Source organism: Mycobacterium sp. E735, assembly GCF_001666955.1.
Classification (GTDB): Bacteria; Actinomycetota; Actinomycetes; order Mycobacteriales; family Mycobacteriaceae; genus Mycobacterium.
The window spans coordinates 35,487-51,243 of the sequence record NZ_LZIX01000178.1; the positions used below are offsets into that span (position 1 = coordinate 35,487).

The window sequence follows — 15,757 nt, forward strand, 5'->3', positions numbered from 1 at the left end:
TCCCGGGCGTCGAGCGTGCGTCCTGGGCGCAGAAATCGCCGAAACTCCGCCGTCAGTACCCGGTTGGGCACCCGCGCTAGGGCTAGGAGGAGCTGGACACCAGCTGCTCGACCTGCTGCCCGCGCATCCGCTGCGAGATCACCGCGGTGATGCCGTCGCCCTGCATGGTCACGCCGTACAGGGCGTCGGCGACCTCCATCGTGGGCTTCTGGTGCGTGATGATGATCAGCTGCGAGCGCGCCCGGAGCAGCTCGAAGAGGCTGATCAGGCGGCGCAGGTTGGTGTCGTCGAGCGCCGCTTCCACCTCGTCCATGATGTAGAACGGCGAGGGGCGGGCGCGGAAAATGGCCACCAGCATCGCGACCGCGGTCAGCGCCTTCTCGCCACCGGACAGCAAAGACAACCGGGTGATCTTCTTGCCGGGCGGGCGCGCCTCGACCTCGATGCCGGTGGTGAGCATGTCGTCGGGATCGGTCAGCCGCAGCCGCCCCTCGCCGCCGGGGAACAGCACGGTGAAGACTTCCCGGAATTCGCGTTCCACGTCGACGAACGCGTCGCTGAACACCTGCAGGATGCGGGCGTCCACGTCGGCGACGACGTCCAGCAGATCCTTGCGGGCCGCCTTTACGTCCTCAAGCTGGGTGGACAGGAAGTTGTAGCGCTCCTCCAGCGCGGCAAACTCCTCGAGCGCCAGCGGATTGACCCGGCCCAGCTCCGCGAGCTCCCGCTCGGCGCGTTTGGCCCGCCGCTCCTGGGTGGGCCGGTCGTACGGCATCGGCGCCGGGGCGACCACCTGCTCACCGCGTTCGCGGGCCTGCTCGAACTCGGCCATCTCCAGCTCGGTGGGCGGCAGCGACACGTCCGGCCCGTACTCGGCGATCAGGTCGGCGGGCGCCATTCCGAACTGCTCGAGCACCATCTGCTCGAGCTGCTCGATACGCATCGCGGCCTGCGCGTTGGCCACCTCGTCGCGGTGCAGCGAGTCGGTGAGCGTGGCGACCCGGGCGCTGAGCGCGTTCACCTCGTCGCGCACTGCCGCCATCGCCGTCGCCCGGCCCTGGCGTTCGGCCGCCAGCGCGTCGCGGATCTTCGATGCCGCCCCGACCACCAGGTCCAGTCGCTGCGCCAGCAGGCGTCCGGCGTCGGCCACCGCCGCGGCCACCGCGGCCGCGCGCAACCGAGCCTCGCGCGCCTGTTGGGCTCGCAGCCGCGCCTCGCGTTCCGCGGCCGCGTCGCGGCGCAGGGAATCCGCTCGCCCGCGCACCGCGTTGGCCCGCTCCTCGGCGGTGCGCACCGCCAGCCGGGCCTCCACCTCCGCGCTGCGGGCCGCCTCTGCGGCGGCGGCGATCCGCTGGCGGACCTCGGCATGGTTGGGCTCTTCGGCCTGAACGTGTTGCGTCTCTTGGGCGTTGCGCAGCCGGTTTTCCAGTTCCGTGACTTCTTGGACGGTCTGCGCGCGGCCGGCCTCGAGCTCCTCGCGCTGCCGCAACAACCTGGTCCACTCGTCTTCGGTGGTGCGGGCTTCCTGCCCGAGCCGGCCCAGCTGCTCGTACATCGCCGAGATCGCGGTGTCGGATTCGTTGAGCGCGGCCAACGCCTGCTCGGCGGAGTCCTGGCGGGCGGCCTGCTCGGTCAGCGCGCCGGACAGCGCCGCGGTCAGCTGGGCGACCTGCGATTCCGCGGTGGCCAGCTCGCTGCCGGCCTTATCGATTTCCGAGGTCACCTCGAGCGTGGACAGCTTGCGGTCGGAGCCCCCGCTCACCCAGCCGGCGCCCACGAGGTCACCGTCGAGCGTGACCGCACGCAACCGCGGACGCGCCGCCACCAGCTCGAGCGCCTGATCCAGGTCGTCGACCACCGCGACGCCCGAGAGCATCGCCGTGATGGCGCCGCGCAGCCGCGCGGGCGCCTCGATCAGGTCCAGCGCCCACAGGGCGGATCCGGGCAGCGCGTCGCGCGCCGCGGCGTCCTCGGCGGGCCAATCGCCGAGCACCAGCGCCGCCCGTCCGCCGTCCGCTTGCTTGAGCGCGGCGACCGCGGACCGGGCCGCGCCGAAGCTCTCGGCGGCCAGGGCGTCGGCCGCCGATCCCAGCACCGCGGCCAGCGCCGCCTCGTAGCCGGAGCGGACCTTGACCAGCTTGGCGATCGGCCCGAAAAGCCCTGTCCCGGCGTGGTTTTCGGTCAGCCAGGCCGCGCCGTCCTTGCGCTCCAGCCCGACCGCCAGCGCGTCGATGCGGGCCCGCAGCGAGGCCACCCGGCGTTCTGCGTCGCGCTCGGCGGCCTGCAGTTCGGCGACGCGCGCGTCGGCCAACCGCAGGGCGGCCACAGTGCGCTCGTGGTGCTCGTCGAGGCCCACCTCGCCCTGGTCGAGCTCGCCGACGCGGCCCTGCACGGTTTCGAACTCCGCCTTGGACTGCTGCGCGCGGGCGGCGGCCTGTTCGATGCGCTCGGACAGCCGGGCGACGCTGTCGTCGATGGATTCGACGCGCGCCCGCATGGTCTCGACCTGACCTGCCAGCCGCGCCAGGCCTTCGCGCCGGTCCGCCTCGGCCCGCACCGCCGCCAGGTGGGCCCGATCGGCCTCGGCGGCCTCGCGCTCGCGCTCGCCCAGCTCGGCGCGCGCGGCATCGAGCCGGGTGCGTGTCTCGGCGAGTTCGGCCAGCAATTGCCGCTCGGCGACGGCGACCCGCTCGGCCTCGGCCTCCAACGCGTCGGGGTCGGTGTCGCTGGGCGGCGCCGGCTCCACGTCCAGATGATGCGCGCGTTCGCTGGCGATACGGACCGTCGCGGCCACCCGTTCGGCCAGCGCGGAGAGCCCGAACCAGGTGTGCTGCACCGATTCGGCCCGCTGCGAGAGTTCGGCGACGGCCGCCTCGTGCGCGGTGAGCTCCTCGGAAGCCACGGCCAGGCGGGCGGCGGCCTCGTCGTGCTCGCGGCGGATCGCGGCTTCCGCCTCGAAGATGGCGTCGCGCTCGGTCTGCCGGTTGACCAGGTCGTCGGCGGCCAGGCGCAACCGGGCGTCGCGCAGGTCGGCCTGGATGGTCTGGGCGCGGCGGGCCACCTCGGCCTGGCGGCCCAGCGGTTTGAGCTGGCGGCGCAGCTCGGTGGTGAGGTCGGTGAGGCGGGCCAGGTTGGCCGACATCGCGTCGAGTTTGCGGAGGGCCTTTTCCTTGCGCTTGCGGTGCTTGAGCACCCCGGCGGCCTCTTCGATGAAGGCGCGACGGTCTTCCGGTCGCGACTGCAGGATCTCGTCGAGCTTGCCCTGGCCGACGATGACGTGCATCTCACGGCCGATCCCGGAGTCGCTCAGCAGTTCCTGTACGTCCATCAAACGGCAACTGGCGCCGTTGATTTCGTATTCGCTGGCGCCGTCGCGGAACATGCGCCGGGTGATCGACACCTCGGAGTATTCGATCGGCAGCGCGTTGTCGGAGTTGTCGATGGTGACGGTGACTTCGGCGCGGCCGAGCGGGGCCCGCGACGAGGTGCCGGCGAAGATGACGTCTTCCATCTTGCCGCCGCGCAGCGTCTTCGCCCCCTGCTCCCCCATCACCCAGGCCAGGGCGTCGACGACGTTGGACTTGCCGGAACCGTTGGGCCCGACGACCGCGGTGATGCCCGGCTCGAAGCGCAGAGTCGTCGGCGAAGCGAAGGACTTGAAGCCCTTCAGCGTCAGACTCTTGAGGTACACGGCGAGCCAGACTACCGCTCGGATCGCCCGGCTCGGCCGCACCGAGGGGTGTCGGGAGGCGGGAAATGCGGCGGTTGTTCACGCCTTGCCGCACTGGTCACAGTGGCCACTTCTGTCACGCTCCGGGAGGTTGCGTCAGCGCTCGACGAACCCCTCGAAGCGTTCCCGCGGCTGCGACCAGTCGGCGACCACCTTGTCGACGCGGCCGGGCCTGGCCGGCCACGCCTGGCCGCCTTCCAGCAGCGCCAGCAGTTGCTCACCGGCCTCGCGCGGCCCCTGGGCGACCACCAGCACGCGGCCGTCGGCCTGGTTGGCCGCGTAGCCGGTGAGCCCCAGCTCGAGCGCCCGGCTGCGCGTCCACCAGCGGAAGCCGACGCCCTGGACCTTCCCGTGCACCCAGGCGGTGAGCCGGACGTCAGGTTCCGACATCGGCGACCTTGAAGTTGACCTGCGTACCGGCCTTGAGCGTGCGCCCGACGGTGCAGACCAGGTCGATGGCCCGGTCGACCACCGCCAGCAGCCGCTCCTTCTCCTCCGCCGTCAGCCCGGACAGGTCCAGCTCGAGCGTCTCTTCCAGGAGCGGATACACCTCGCGTTCGCGGTCGGCGTCCCCGGACACCCTGACCACCGCGTGGTAGTCATCGCCGAGCCGGCGGGCGAGCGGCTGGTCGCTGGACATCCCGCTGCACGCGGCGAGCGCGATCTTCAGCAGCTCGCCGGGGGTGAACACGCCGTCGACGTCTTCGGACCCGACGAGTACCCGCGCACCGCGCGAGCTGTGTCCGGTGTAACGGCGCGATCCCGTGCGCTCCACCCAGAGTTCGGTCATGGCTCATTTCTACCGGGCAGTGCCCTGAGGCCGCGTCGCGTGTGCGTACATGGCGATCACGACCGGCGTGTCGCCGCCCGGGTCGCACACTCAAAGCCCTGAGCGCACACTGGAATCGACAAGCCCTAGCGGACGATCAGCGAGAGCAGCTTCTTACCGAATGATATTGCGGCCGAATTGTTTTCGCAGGAGACAACCACCTGCTGGCCGACCCGCTGCCGCAGCTCGCGCTCGAAGACGTCCCGCAGCGTAGACGACGCGGCCGGGCATCCGTCACACGCGCCGACCATCCGGACCGTGACGGTGTGGCCGGCCACCGAGACCAGCTCGATCGACCCGCCGTGCGAGGCGGCAAGCGCGGCGACGGGCCCGGCAAGCAGTTCCGCGGCAACGGATTCCAGATCGGGGCCGGACGACTCGTCGACCGTCCAGCCCTGAGGGTCCAGCAGCGCCTCGCCGAGCGCCTCGCGGACGTCGTCTCCCAGTTCACGCCAGCTGCTGCCGGCGCCGATCGTGATCAGGATGTCCCCGGCGCCCACCACGAGCTCGGTGATCACCCCGCTGCCCAGCAGGGCGCCCAGCCGGCCGGGGGCGCCCCTGACCGCGCCGCGCGCCGGCAGCCGGTCGGGCGGGACCACCCAGCGCAGCTGACGCGGGTCCGCGGTCGCGGTGGCGTGGATCGGAATCATGCGCCCACTCCGACCGCGATCGAGCGGGCCGCAAACGCCATCGTCCAGGCGAGGACGAACATGTAGGACCACGCGAACGCGGGCCACCGCCACGAGTTGGTCTCGCGGCGCATCACCGCGACGGTGGACATGCACTGCAGCGCGAAGATGAAGTACACCATCAGCGCGATGACGGTAGGGGCGGTGAACACCTTGTGGCCGTCGTCGTCGGCCATCGTGACCAGGGCCTCATGCGGGTCGTCGGGACTCGTCGCCGCCGACACCTGGCCGAGGGTGGACACGAAAACCTCACGCGCCGAGAAGGAACCGAGCAGGGCGACGTTGATGTGCCAATCGAAACCGAGCGGCTTGAACACCGGCCCGATCGCCTTTCCGACGTCGGCGGCGTAGCTGTGGTCCATCACGTAGGCGGTGGTCTCCGTCGGCGACATGTGCGCGGTCTCCGCTTGGCGCGCCGGAAGATTGAGCAGCACCCAGAGCACCACCGAGGTGCCCAGGATGATGGTTCCGGCCTTGCGCAGGAACACCTTCGCCGAATCCCACATGGTGATGAGCACGTTCTTGGGCGATGGGAAACGATACGGGGGCAGCTCCATCGTGAACGGGAGCAGATCGCTGCGCAGGATCGTCGACTTGAACAACGACGCCGCGATCAGGGCCGAGGTGCCCCCACACAGATATAGCAAGAACATCGCCACACCCTGCGCGCTGAACCCCCACCATTGGGTCTGCGGCGAGACCAGCAGCCCCACCAGCAGGGTGAAGACGGGGAGCCGGGCGGAGCAGGTCATCAACGGCGCCGTGATGATGGTGGCGATCCGGTCGCGCGACGACGGCAGCGTCCGGGTGGCCATGATCCCCGGGATGGCGCAGGCGAACGAAGAGAGCATCGCGACGAAGGCGCGACCCTCCAGACCCGTCGTGGCCATCACCCGGTCCATCAGGAATGCCGCTCGCGCCATGTAGCCGACGTTCTCCAGCAGCGCGATCAGCAAGAACAGCAACACGATCTGCGGGATGAACTGGAGCACCGTCCCCACGCCGCCGATGAGTCCCTGGCCGAGCAGACCCCGCACCACATAGTTGCCGACGTGGTCGCTGACCAGCGTGCCGAGCCAGCCGAGGCCCTGGCTGACGCGGTCCTGCAGGGGCGCGGCGACGGTGAAGACGACCTGGAAGAAGCAGAACATCACCGCGAAGAAGATGACGGTTCCCCACAGCGGGTGCAGCACGATCCTGTCGATGCCGCGCGTGCGCTGATCCGGCTGCGGCGCAACGTATTCGGCGGCACGCAGCACCGACTTGCCCCAGGCGTCGACGGCGTCGTCGTCACCCGGCGGCAGAATCGGGGGACGCTGCCACCGGTCGAAGGACACCAGTTGGGCGCGCAGGCTGTCGATGCCCCCGCCGCGGTGCGCGATGACCGGGAGCACCGGGATGCCCAGCGCCGTCGACAAGGCGCCGATGTCGATGCGGCCGCCGCGCGCGGTCAACTCGTCGGTCATGGTCAGCGCCAACAGGCACGGGACGTCGAGCCGCATCACCTGGGCCACCAGCGTGATCGAGCGGTGCAGCGTGGTGGCGTCGGCCACCAGCACGATCGCGTCGGGACGGCCGGCTTCGGCGACGTTGCCGGCCAGCAGGTCGGCCACTACCTGTTCGTCCGGGCTGATGGGCTGCAAGCTGTAGGTGCCGGGCAGATCCTCGACGGCGATCTCGACGCCGTCCATTTTCGCGATGCCGACCCTGCGACCCACGGTGACGCCCGGATAGTTGCCGGTCTTGGCGCGTAGCCCGGTGAGGTGGTTGAACACCGACGTCTTGCCCGCGTTGGGGCTGCCCACCAGCGCGACCCGCGCCGCACCGGCAACCGCGACCGCGGCGCCTTCCTCGTGGCAGGACGTCATGCGACGCTCCCCGGGTCGACTTGGATCAGCCGCGCCTCGCGGCGGCGCAGGCACAGCTCGGTGTCTTGGACGCGGTAGATGGTCGGGTCGCCCATCGGCGCACGCCGGATGACCTCGACGTCCGACGCCGGCCGGAAGCCAAGCTGCCGCAGTCGCCCCGCCACCACGGGAGACGCCGCCGGCGCCACGCCCAGGATGGTCGCCCGCTGGCCCGGCGCGAGCTGAGCCAGCACGGTCGGCGAACCCGATCCACGAAGTGAGCTCCGCACTAGCCGACCCGACTCCATCGGTTCACCATGCCACCCAGGATAACGACGCGAGGTGAGGATAACCTCACCTTTCTTGCAAACGTCGGGCCGGCGCCCATCGAGTGTGCGCCCCGGGTGACGTCCGTCGGCGTGTCGCCGCCGTGGGCGCACACTCAAAGCCCTGCTCGCACGCTCAAAGGCGGGGGCGCGGCTGACATCTCGGGCAGTAGAACGACGACCGGTTCATGAACTTCTCCCGGCGTATCACCGCGCCGCAGCGCCGGCAGTTCTGCCCTTCGCGGCCGTATGCGTCCAGCGACCGGTCGAAGTAGCCGGATTCGCCGTTGACGTTGATGTACAGCGAGTCGAACGACGTTCCGCCCTGGGCCATCGCGTCGCGCATCACGTCCGCCGCCGCGTCCAGGATTGCGCCCAGGCGGCGGCGGCTCAAGGTCGCCGCGATCCGGGCCCCGTTGACCTTCGCCCGCCATAGCGCCTCGTCGGCGTAGATGTTGCCGATGCCCGACACGACGGTCTGATCCAGGAGCTGCCGCTTGATCTCGGAGTGCTTGCGCCGCAAGACGTTCACGACGGCGTCACGGTCGAAAAGCGGGTCCAGCGGGTCGCGGGCCAGGTGTGCGACGGGCGCCGGAACGGCGCTGCCGTCGACGCTCACCAGGTCGGCGAGCATCCAGCCGCCGAAGGTGCGTTGGTCGGCGAAGCTCAGCACGGTCCCGTCGTCGAGCAGGGCCGAGATGCGCACGTGGTCGGCGCGCGGCACCTGCCCCAGCAGCATCTGCCCGCTCATGCCGAGGTGCACCACCAGGGCCGTGTCCGGGTCCCCCGGGCCGTCGAGCAGCAGCCACAGGTACTTGCCGCGCCGATCGGTACCGGTGATGCGCGCGTCGAGCAGCCGGGCGGTGAGGTTGGCGGGGCCGCCCTCGTGGCGGCGCACCGCGCGCGGGTGATGCACCCGAACGGCCGTGATCGTTTTGCCGACGACCCAGGCCTGCAAGCCGCGGCGCACCACCTCGACTTCGGGTAGCTCGGGCACCTAGTGATGATCGCAAGCGCGGCGAAGCCGGGCGAAGCGGGTCATCACCACCGGCCCTAGTGATGATCGCAAGCGCGGCGAAGCCGGGCGAAGCGGGTCATCACCACCGGCCCAAGTGATGATCGCAAGCGCGGCGAAGCCGGGCGAAGCGGGTCATCACCATCGATCTAGACGGACGTCTTGTCGGCCGGGTCCAGCTCGTCGAGCGCTTTCCAGGTGGCCGCTGCGGCCTTCTGCTCGGCCTCCTTCTTGGAGCGCCCCACCCCGGACCCGTACTCGGTGTCCATCACGACGACGACCGCGGTGAACTCCTTGTCGTGGTCCGGGCCGGTCGAGGTGACGACGTAGGACGGCGCGCCCATGCCGCGAGCGGCGGTCAGCTCCTGCAGGCTGGTTTTCCAATCCAGCCCGGCCCCCAGCGTGGGCGCGGCGTCCAGCAGCCCGCCGAACAGCCGCAGGATGACCTCGCGCGCGGTGTCGATCCCGTGCTGCAGATAGATGGCGCCCAGCAGCGATTCCATCCCGTCGGCCAGAATGCTCGACTTGTCGGCGCCGCCGGTGTTGGCCTCCCCGCGCCCGAGAAACAGGTGAACGCCCAGGCCGTCCGGGGACAGCTTGCGGGCGACGTCGGCCAGTGCCTGGGTGTTGACGACGCTGGCCCGCAGCTTGGCCAGGTCGCCCTCCGAGCGGTCGGGGTGGCGGTGGTAGAGCTCGTCGGTGATGGTCAGACCCAGCACGGCGTCGCCGAGAAATTCCAGACGTTCGTTGGTGGGCAGGCCGCCGTGCTCGTAGGCATAGCTGCGATGCGTCAACGCCAGCGAGAGCAGCTCGTCGGGGAGCTCGACCCCGAGCGCGTCGAGCAGTTCCTGGCGTGCCGTCATTGCTCACCCCGCGGCGCGTCGGGCTCGGGAAACAGGCCGGCCAGCTTGGCCCACCGCGGGTCGATGCGGTCGTGCCGATGGCCGGGCTCGGCCGCGAGCGCGATCCCGCATTCAGGACACAGCCCGGGGCAGTCGGGCGTGCACAGGGGCGCGAACGGCAGCTCCAGCCCCACGGCGTCGACGATCGACTGCTCGAGGTCGACGGTGTCGTCGACGATGTGACCGACCTCGTCCTCCTCGGTGGTCGCCTCCGTCGTGCTGTCGGGATAGGCGAACAGCTCGGTCAGGCTGACCTGCACCCGACCGTTGACCGGGGTCAGGCACCGGGAGCATTCGCCGACCGTGGGGGCGTCCACCGTCCCGGTCACCAAGACGCCCTCGGAGACGGACTGAATCTGCAGGTCCAGATCCAACGGCGCGTCCTGTGCGATGGCGATCATGTCCAGCCCGATGCGCGACGGGCTGGGCACGCTCTTGCGCAAAGTCACCATTGCTCCCGGGCGTCGCCCAAGCTTGGTGATGTCGATCGACATCGGCGAGCTCAGACGGCGCTGGGAGGTGGTGCTGTGCTGCCGCGTCATAGGAGAAATCCTACGGCGCGCGCCGCATAATGCCAGGGCACGGCCTCCCGCAGGCGTCAGCGCACCGCGTAGTCGTGCGTGCCCGCCGCCGTCCGGAGCTGGTGACGTCCGCGCCCGACGGAGCGCAGCGTGCCATTGAGGAATTCCTCGAACTCGGCGAGCTTGTTGTCGACGTAGATGTCGCATTCACCGCGCAGCCGGTCGGCCTCGGCGTGCGCCGAGTCGATCAGACGGGTGGCCTCGGCGTTGGCGGCCTCTACCACGCTGTTCTGCGACACCAGGCGCTGCTGCTCCTTGATGCCCTCTTGAACGGCCTTCTCGTAGGAGATGTTGCCGTTCTCCAGCAGCCGGTCGGCCTCGGCCTGGGCGCGGCCGACGCTGGCCTCGTACTCGCGTTTCGCCGCGGTGGCGATGCGCATCGCCTCCTCGCGCGCCTCACCGACCATCCGCTCGCTGTGCTGGCGCGCCTCGCTCACCATGCGGTCGGCCTGCGATTTTGCGTCCGACAACAGCCGGTCGGCCTCCGCGCGGGCGTGGTTGAGCATCGACTCCGACTCGGTGGTCGCCGAGGACACCATGGATTCGGCGTGCGACTTGGCGTCCTGCAACATCGAGTCACGCGCGTCGAGGACGTCCTGGGCGTCGTCAAGCTCGCCGGGGATCGCATCCTTGATGTCGTCGATCAGTTCCAGCACGTCACCGCGGGGCACCACGCAGCCGGCCGTCATCGGAACGCCGCGCGCTTCTTCAACGATGGCGCTCAGTTCGTCGAGCGCTTCAAAGACTCGGTACACGGCCATATCCTCCTGGCGTCTGCAAAATCCTGTTGTTACCAGTGTGCCTGGTGTTGCCCTTGTGACAGCGGTGGCGGGCCGGTGTGTCGGACATTTGACCGCCCCGGCCCCATCCGCCCGGGCAGCTGCCCGCGGCCACCCGGCGTCGCGGCGCCCACGCTCCCCGGCACGCGGGAAATTCGAGGCGAAAAGCGCCAGAAATCGGGCGACAATCGGATCACAAGCTCGATTGTTCCAGCACTTCTGCGCCGGCGCCGCGCAGGCCGACGAGGCGGGCGAATATCGCCGTGGCGATACCGGCGAGCGGCGAATCACCTCGGGATAGGGTGGCGCGGTGAACAGGCCCACGGACCCGGATAGCGGCAACGCGCGACAGCCCGCGCCGACGCTTTATATATTCCCGCATGCGGGCGGATCGGCGAGCTATTACGTTCCATTCGCCAAGGCATTCTCTGCGGATGTAAGACGCGTCGCCGTCCAATATCCCGGGCGCGCCAAGGGCCTGACCCAGCTGCCGAGCATTCCCGCGCTCGCGGACGAAATCTATTCGATGATGGCGCCTTCCGCGCCGGCCGATGCACCGCTGGCCTTCTTCGGCCACAGCATGGGCGGCCTGATGGCCTTCGAGGTGGCACTGAGGTTCCAGTCCGCCGGGCAACCGGTCTCCGCCCTGTTCGTGTCGTCGAGTGCGGCGCCCGGCCACATCCGCTACAAGGAGCTGCAGGGCTCCGACCGCGACATCCTCAACGTCGTCGCCCAGGTGACCGACACCAACCCCGAGCTGCTTGCCAACGATGAATTCGCCCTGACGATCCTGCCCACGCTGCAAAGCGTCCGGGCGATCGCGGGCTATACCCACCCGCCGGCAGTCAAGGTGTCGTGTCCGATCTACGCGTTCGTCGGGGACAACGACATCATCGTGGCCGAGGAGAACATGCTGGCCTGGTGCGATCGCACTACCGACGATTTCCGCATTCGGGTGTTTCCCGGCGACCACTTCTACCTGAACAACAATTTGCCAGAGCTCGCAAAAGACATCGAGGAAGCGGTCCTCGACCGGTGCACGAGTAGATAGCTGCGCGGGTGGCCGCAGGCCAGTCAGCGGATCGGGCCGACCGCCTGCGGCCCTGCTGCCGATTCGCCCGTGAGTTTGCCGGCGGCGACTCCCCGCGGCCGGGGAGGCCGGCGGGGCCGGCCGCTGGGTACCCGCCGTTCGGTCAGGACACGAGCCGGCGTCGCATCCCGCCGCGGATATCAGCACTGCCAGGGGTTGTCAAAACCGGGCGCTGGGACTACAACGGACCCAAGCCTGTCGCCCGGTGCAAACCGAGTCGCCCTCACCCGTCTGATCACTATTTGTCACTCGTATAACAGGTGCACCATACGCCACGGGCGCGTACTACATATATATCGTGCAAGATCCGCCAGACAGATCTCGGCAGGAGCGCAGCCCCGACACGCCACTGTGGTGTGGGCTACATTCTCTTTTTGATTTTGTAAATCGGAGGGTCTCGTCCGCAAAGAATGCTTAGGTTGCTTCACAAGAGTGGTTGTCGGTAACCGGGGAAGCCACTCTTCGCGCCGCACGCGAGATGCGTGCACGTCACGAACGGCGTCAGCGAACTGGAAGGGCCACAAATGCCGGTTACCGACACGTCCATCCCCGGTTTGCTGCAGGAGCGAGCCGAGCGGCGGCCCGGCGCAACCGCCTTCACGTTCATCGACTACGAGCAAGACCCCGCCGGGTTTGCCGAGCGCCTTACCTGGGCCCAGGTTTACCGCCGCGCCCGCATCATTGCTGACGAGCTGTCACTCTGCGGCTCGCCCGGAGATCGTGTGGCCATCCTCGCGCCGCAGGGACTGGAATACGTCGCGGCCTTCTTCGGCGCGCTACAGGCCGGGTTCATCGCCGTTCCGCTGTCCACACCGCTCTACGGGGTCCACGACGACCGGATCTCCTCCGTACTGCGGGATTGTAATCCGGCCGCCATTCTCACCACGTCGGCCGTGGTCAGCGACGTCAACAAGTACGCCTGCGGCCAGGACGGCCACCCCGCGCCACTAGTCATCGAAGTCGACCTGCTGGACCTGGAATCCACTCGCGAGCTGCCGCCCGCTCAGCAGTTCGCGTCGGGTGCGGGCTATCTGCAATACACGTCCGGTTCTACGCGCACACCGGCCGGCGTGATCGTGTCGCACAAGAATGTCGTCACCAATGTGACGCAATGTATGTACGCCTTCTTCGGTGAACCGGAAAACCTCCCGGCAAACCTTTCTCTGGTGTCGTGGCTGCCCTTGTTCCACGACATGGGGCTGATTCTGGGAGTTTGTGCGCCGCTGGTGACAAACCGCAGCGCTGTGCTGATGAGTCCGATGGCGTTCCTGCAACGCCCGGCCCGTTGGATGAAAATGCTTGCCACCAATGGTCAGTGCTTTTCCGCGGCACCCAATTTCGCTTTCGAACTGGCGGTGCGCCGGACATCGGATGACGACATGGCGGGACTCGACCTCGCCGAAGTGCAGACGATCGTCAGCGGCAGCGAACGAATCCACGTGGCCACCGTCAAGCGCTTCACCGACCGCTTCGCCCCCTTCAACCTGCGCCCGACGACGGTCCGGCCCTGCTATGGCCTCGCCGAAGCGACCCTGTACGTGGGGGGTCCCGAACCCGGCACCATGCTCAAGACGGTCCGGTTCGACTATGAGCACTTGACCGCCGGCCGGGCCCGACCGTGCGGGACCGAGGGGATGGTCGGCACCGAGCTCATCAGTTATGGCTCACCCGATCCCGCCGCCATGCGAATCGTCAACCCCGAGACGATGACCGAGAGCCCCGCGGGCACGGTCGGGGAGATCTGGGTGCGCGGCGACCACGTGGCCCTGGGCTACTGGCGAAAGCCGGAACAGACGGCACGCGTTTTCCAGGCCGAACTGGTCAACCCGGCTCCGGGCTGTCCGAAGGGTCCATGGTTGCGGACGGGCGACCTGGGCGTCATCGCCGACGGCGAGATGTTCATCATGGGCCGCATCAAGGACCTGCTCATCGTCGACGGGCGCAATCATTATCCCGACGACATCGAGGCAACCATCCAGGAGATCACCGGCGGCCGGGTCGCGGCCATCTCGGTGCCGGACGACATCACCGAGCAACTGGTCGCAATCATCGAGCTGAAGGGGCGCGGAGCGTCCGAGGAAGAGGCACTGCTGCGCCTGCGTTCGGTGAAACGCGAAGTCACGTCGGCGATCTCGAAGTCGCACAGCGTGCGCATCGCCGACCTCGTTCTGGTGTCACCGGGATCCATCCCGATCACCACCAGCGGTAAGGTTCGGCGCTCGGCATGCGTCGAGCGCTACCAAAGCGACGGATTCATAAGGCTGGACGTGACGGTATGACGTCAGGCATCGGTGGCGAAGACGACCTCCGCCACTGGTTAGTGGACTACTTGGTGACCAACATCGGTTGCACCCCTGACGAAGTCGATCCCAACCTGTCGTTGGCCGACCTCGGCGTTAGTTCCCGCGAGGTGGTGGTGCTCTCCGGCGAACTGTCAGAGTTGTTGGGCAAGAAGGTATCCCCCGTGGATTTCTGGCAAAACCCGACCATCAACGCTCTGGCCGCCTACCTCACCGCGCCCGAGTCCGAGCCGGAGCCGGACGCCACACTCAAGCGCCCGGCTCGTAACTCACTCGACGAGCCGATCGCCGTCATCGGAATGGGGTGCCGATTCCCCGGCATTGCCGGGCCCGAGGCGTTATGGAAATTCCTCTGCGAGCGCGGTTACTCGATCGGTCAGGTGCCGCCTGAACGGTGGCAGCCGTTCGAGTCCGGCTCACCCGACGTGGCGGCGGCGCTCGCCCGGACGACGCGCTGGGGATCGTTCCTGCCGGACGTCGATGCCTTCGACGCGGAGTTCTTCGAGATCTCCCCGAGCGAAGCCGACAAGATGGACCCCCAGCAACGCCTGCTGCTGGAAGTCGCCTGGGAAGCGTTGGAACATGCGGGAATTCCGCCAAGCTCGTTGCGCCGGTCACAGACCGGGGTCTTCGCCGGTGCATGCCTGAGCGAATACGGGGCCATCGCCTCGAACGACTTCTGCGGGGTGGACGGCTGGAGCAACACCGGCGGAGCGATGAGCATCATCGCGAACCGCCTCTCGTATTTCCTCGACCTGCGCGGCCCCTCGGTGGCGGTCGACACGGCGTGCTCGTCGTCGTTGGTGGCCATCCACCTGGCCTGCCAGAGCCTTCGGACCGAAGATTCCCAGTTGGCGATCGCCGCCGGCGTGAATCTGTTGTTGTCACCGGCGGTGTTTCGCGGCTTCGACCAGGTGGGCGCCCTATCGCCGACGGGTAAGTGCCGCGCGTTCGACGCAGCGGCGGACGGGTTCGTCCGCGGCGAGGGCGCGGGGGTCGTGGTGCTCAAGCGGCTGACCGACGCGCAGCGGGACGGCGACCGGGTACTGGCCGTGATCTGCGGCTCGGCGATCAACCAGGACGGGCGGTCCAACGGGCTGATGGCCCCCAACCCCGCGGCGCAGATGGCCGTCCTGCGAGCCGCCTACAGCAACGCCGGGATGCAGCCCAGCGACGTCGACTACGTCGAAACACACGGCACCGGAACACTATTGGGCGACCCCATCGAAGCACGAGCACTCGGCACGGTGCTCGGCCGCGGACGTCCCGAGGACGCCCCCCTGCTCATCGGCGCGATCAAGACGAATCTCGGCCACACGGAGGCGGCCGCGGGCATCGCGGGCTTCATCAAGGCGGTGCTCGCGGTGCAGCGCGGCCAGATCCCGCCGAACCAGCGCTTCGAAAGCCCGAACCCGCACATCCCGTTCGACGAGTTGCGGATGAAAGTCGTTCGGACTCAAACCAGTTGGCCGGTCCGCGAGCACCCGCGCCGGGCCGGTGTGTCCTCGTTCGGATTCGGCGGGACGAACGCGCACGTGGTGATCGAGCAGGGCCAGGACGTCGCCCCGGCGGTTCGGCCAGACGCCGATCCGGGGGTGTCGACGTTGGTGGTGTCGGGTAAGACGGCGCGGCGGGTGGCGGCGACGGCGTCGGTGCTGGCCGAGTGGAT

General features: G+C 68.8%; 13 protein-coding genes. 3 read left to right on the forward strand and 10 right to left on the reverse strand.

What is annotated here, in order from left to right; translation table 11 throughout:
- Positions 1-82: 82 nt before the first annotated feature.
- The 10 genes from smc to sepIVA form a co-directional block, all read right to left on the reverse strand.
- Positions 83-3,691, reverse strand: a complete 3,609-nt coding sequence (gene smc / locus A5704_RS14150) for a chromosome segregation protein SMC (RefSeq protein WP_067889501.1) — start codon at positions 3,689-3,691, stop codon at positions 83-85.
- Positions 3,692-3,826: 135 nt separating this feature from the next.
- A complete protein-coding gene (locus A5704_RS14155; RefSeq protein ID WP_067748192.1) occupies positions 3,827-4,120 on the reverse strand; it encodes an acylphosphatase in 294 nt (97 codons plus the stop codon).
- Complete coding sequence (locus tag A5704_RS14160; RefSeq protein WP_067748193.1) at positions 4,107-4,520, reverse strand: OsmC family protein; 414 nt, start codon at positions 4,518-4,520, stop codon at positions 4,107-4,109. Before A5704_RS14160 ends, A5704_RS14155 begins: the two co-directional genes overlap by 14 nt.
- Positions 4,521-4,645: 125 nt before the next feature.
- Positions 4,646-5,209 carry a NifU family protein gene (locus tag A5704_RS14165; RefSeq protein ID WP_067889504.1) on the reverse strand — a complete coding sequence of 188 codons (564 nt, stop codon included), beginning with the start codon at positions 5,207-5,209 and terminating at the stop codon, positions 4,646-4,648.
- Positions 5,206-7,116 (reverse strand): ferrous iron transporter B, encoded by a 1,911-nt coding sequence (locus A5704_RS14170; RefSeq protein ID WP_067889506.1) that lies wholly within the window; start codon positions 7,114-7,116, stop codon positions 5,206-5,208. The genes A5704_RS14165 and A5704_RS14170 overlap by 4 nt, the downstream gene beginning before the upstream one ends.
- Positions 7,113-7,349: a FeoA family protein gene (locus A5704_RS14175; RefSeq protein ID WP_067748198.1), complete on the reverse strand. Its 237-nt coding sequence runs from the start codon at positions 7,347-7,349 to the stop codon at positions 7,113-7,115. The genes A5704_RS14170 and A5704_RS14175 overlap by 4 nt, the downstream gene beginning before the upstream one ends.
- 208 nt (positions 7,350-7,557) lie before the next feature.
- Positions 7,558-8,418: a DNA-formamidopyrimidine glycosylase gene (gene mutM / locus A5704_RS14180; RefSeq protein ID WP_067889509.1), complete on the reverse strand. Its 861-nt coding sequence runs from the start codon at positions 8,416-8,418 to the stop codon at positions 7,558-7,560.
- A gap of 167 nt (positions 8,419-8,585) precedes the next feature.
- Complete coding sequence (gene rnc / locus A5704_RS14185; protein ID WP_067889512.1) at positions 8,586-9,299, reverse strand: ribonuclease III; 714 nt, start codon at positions 9,297-9,299, stop codon at positions 8,586-8,588.
- Entirely contained in the window at positions 9,296-9,880 is a 585-nt protein-coding gene (locus A5704_RS14190; RefSeq protein WP_197499236.1) for a DUF177 domain-containing protein, read from the reverse strand. The genes rnc and A5704_RS14190 overlap by 4 nt, the downstream gene beginning before the upstream one ends.
- A 56-nt stretch (positions 9,881-9,936) precedes the next feature.
- On the reverse strand, positions 9,937-10,674 hold the full coding sequence (sepIVA, locus tag A5704_RS14195) for a cell division protein SepIVA (RefSeq protein WP_055405516.1): 738 nt from the start codon (positions 10,672-10,674) through the stop codon (positions 9,937-9,939).
- A gap of 334 nt (positions 10,675-11,008) precedes the next feature.
- On the opposite strand from sepIVA, the gene A5704_RS14200 reads away from it, so the two are divergent.
- The 3 genes from A5704_RS14200 to A5704_RS14210 form a co-directional block, all read left to right on the forward strand.
- On the forward strand, positions 11,009-11,749 hold the full coding sequence (locus tag A5704_RS14200) for a thioesterase II family protein (protein WP_067889514.1): 741 nt from the start codon (positions 11,009-11,011) through the stop codon (positions 11,747-11,749).
- Between the two features lie 563 nt (positions 11,750-12,312).
- Positions 12,313-14,067 carry a long-chain-fatty-acid--AMP ligase FAAL26/FadD26 gene (gene fadD26, locus A5704_RS14205; protein WP_067889520.1) on the forward strand — a complete coding sequence of 585 codons (1,755 nt, stop codon included), beginning with the start codon at positions 12,313-12,315 and terminating at the stop codon, positions 14,065-14,067.
- The coding region (locus A5704_RS14210) for a beta-ketoacyl synthase N-terminal-like domain-containing protein (RefSeq protein WP_231969105.1) at positions 14,064-15,757 on the forward strand (1,694 nt) is incomplete at its 3' end. The genes fadD26 and A5704_RS14210, both read left to right, overlap by 4 nt.

Coding starts and splice junctions, on each gene's coding strand:
- fadD26 (WP_067889520.1), top strand. CDS start 12,313: ATGCCGGTTACCGACACGTCCATCCCCGGTTTGCTGCAGGAGCGAGCC.
- A5704_RS14165 (WP_067889504.1), bottom strand. CDS start 5,209: ATGATTCCGATCCACGCCACCGCGACCGCGGACCCGCGTCAGCTGCGC.
- A5704_RS14190 (WP_197499236.1), bottom strand. CDS start 9,880: ATGACGCGGCAGCACAGCACCACCTCCCAGCGCCGTCTGAGCTCGCCG.
- rnc (WP_067889512.1), bottom strand. CDS start 9,299: ATGACGGCACGCCAGGAACTGCTCGACGCGCTCGGGGTCGAGCTCCCC.
- A5704_RS14155 (WP_067748192.1), bottom strand. CDS start 4,120: ATGTCGGAACCTGACGTCCGGCTCACCGCCTGGGTGCACGGGAAGGTC.
- A5704_RS14170 (WP_067889506.1), bottom strand. CDS start 7,116: ATGACGTCCTGCCACGAGGAAGGCGCCGCGGTCGCGGTTGCCGGTGCG.
- A5704_RS14160 (WP_067748193.1), bottom strand. CDS start 4,520: ATGACCGAACTCTGGGTGGAGCGCACGGGATCGCGCCGTTACACCGGA.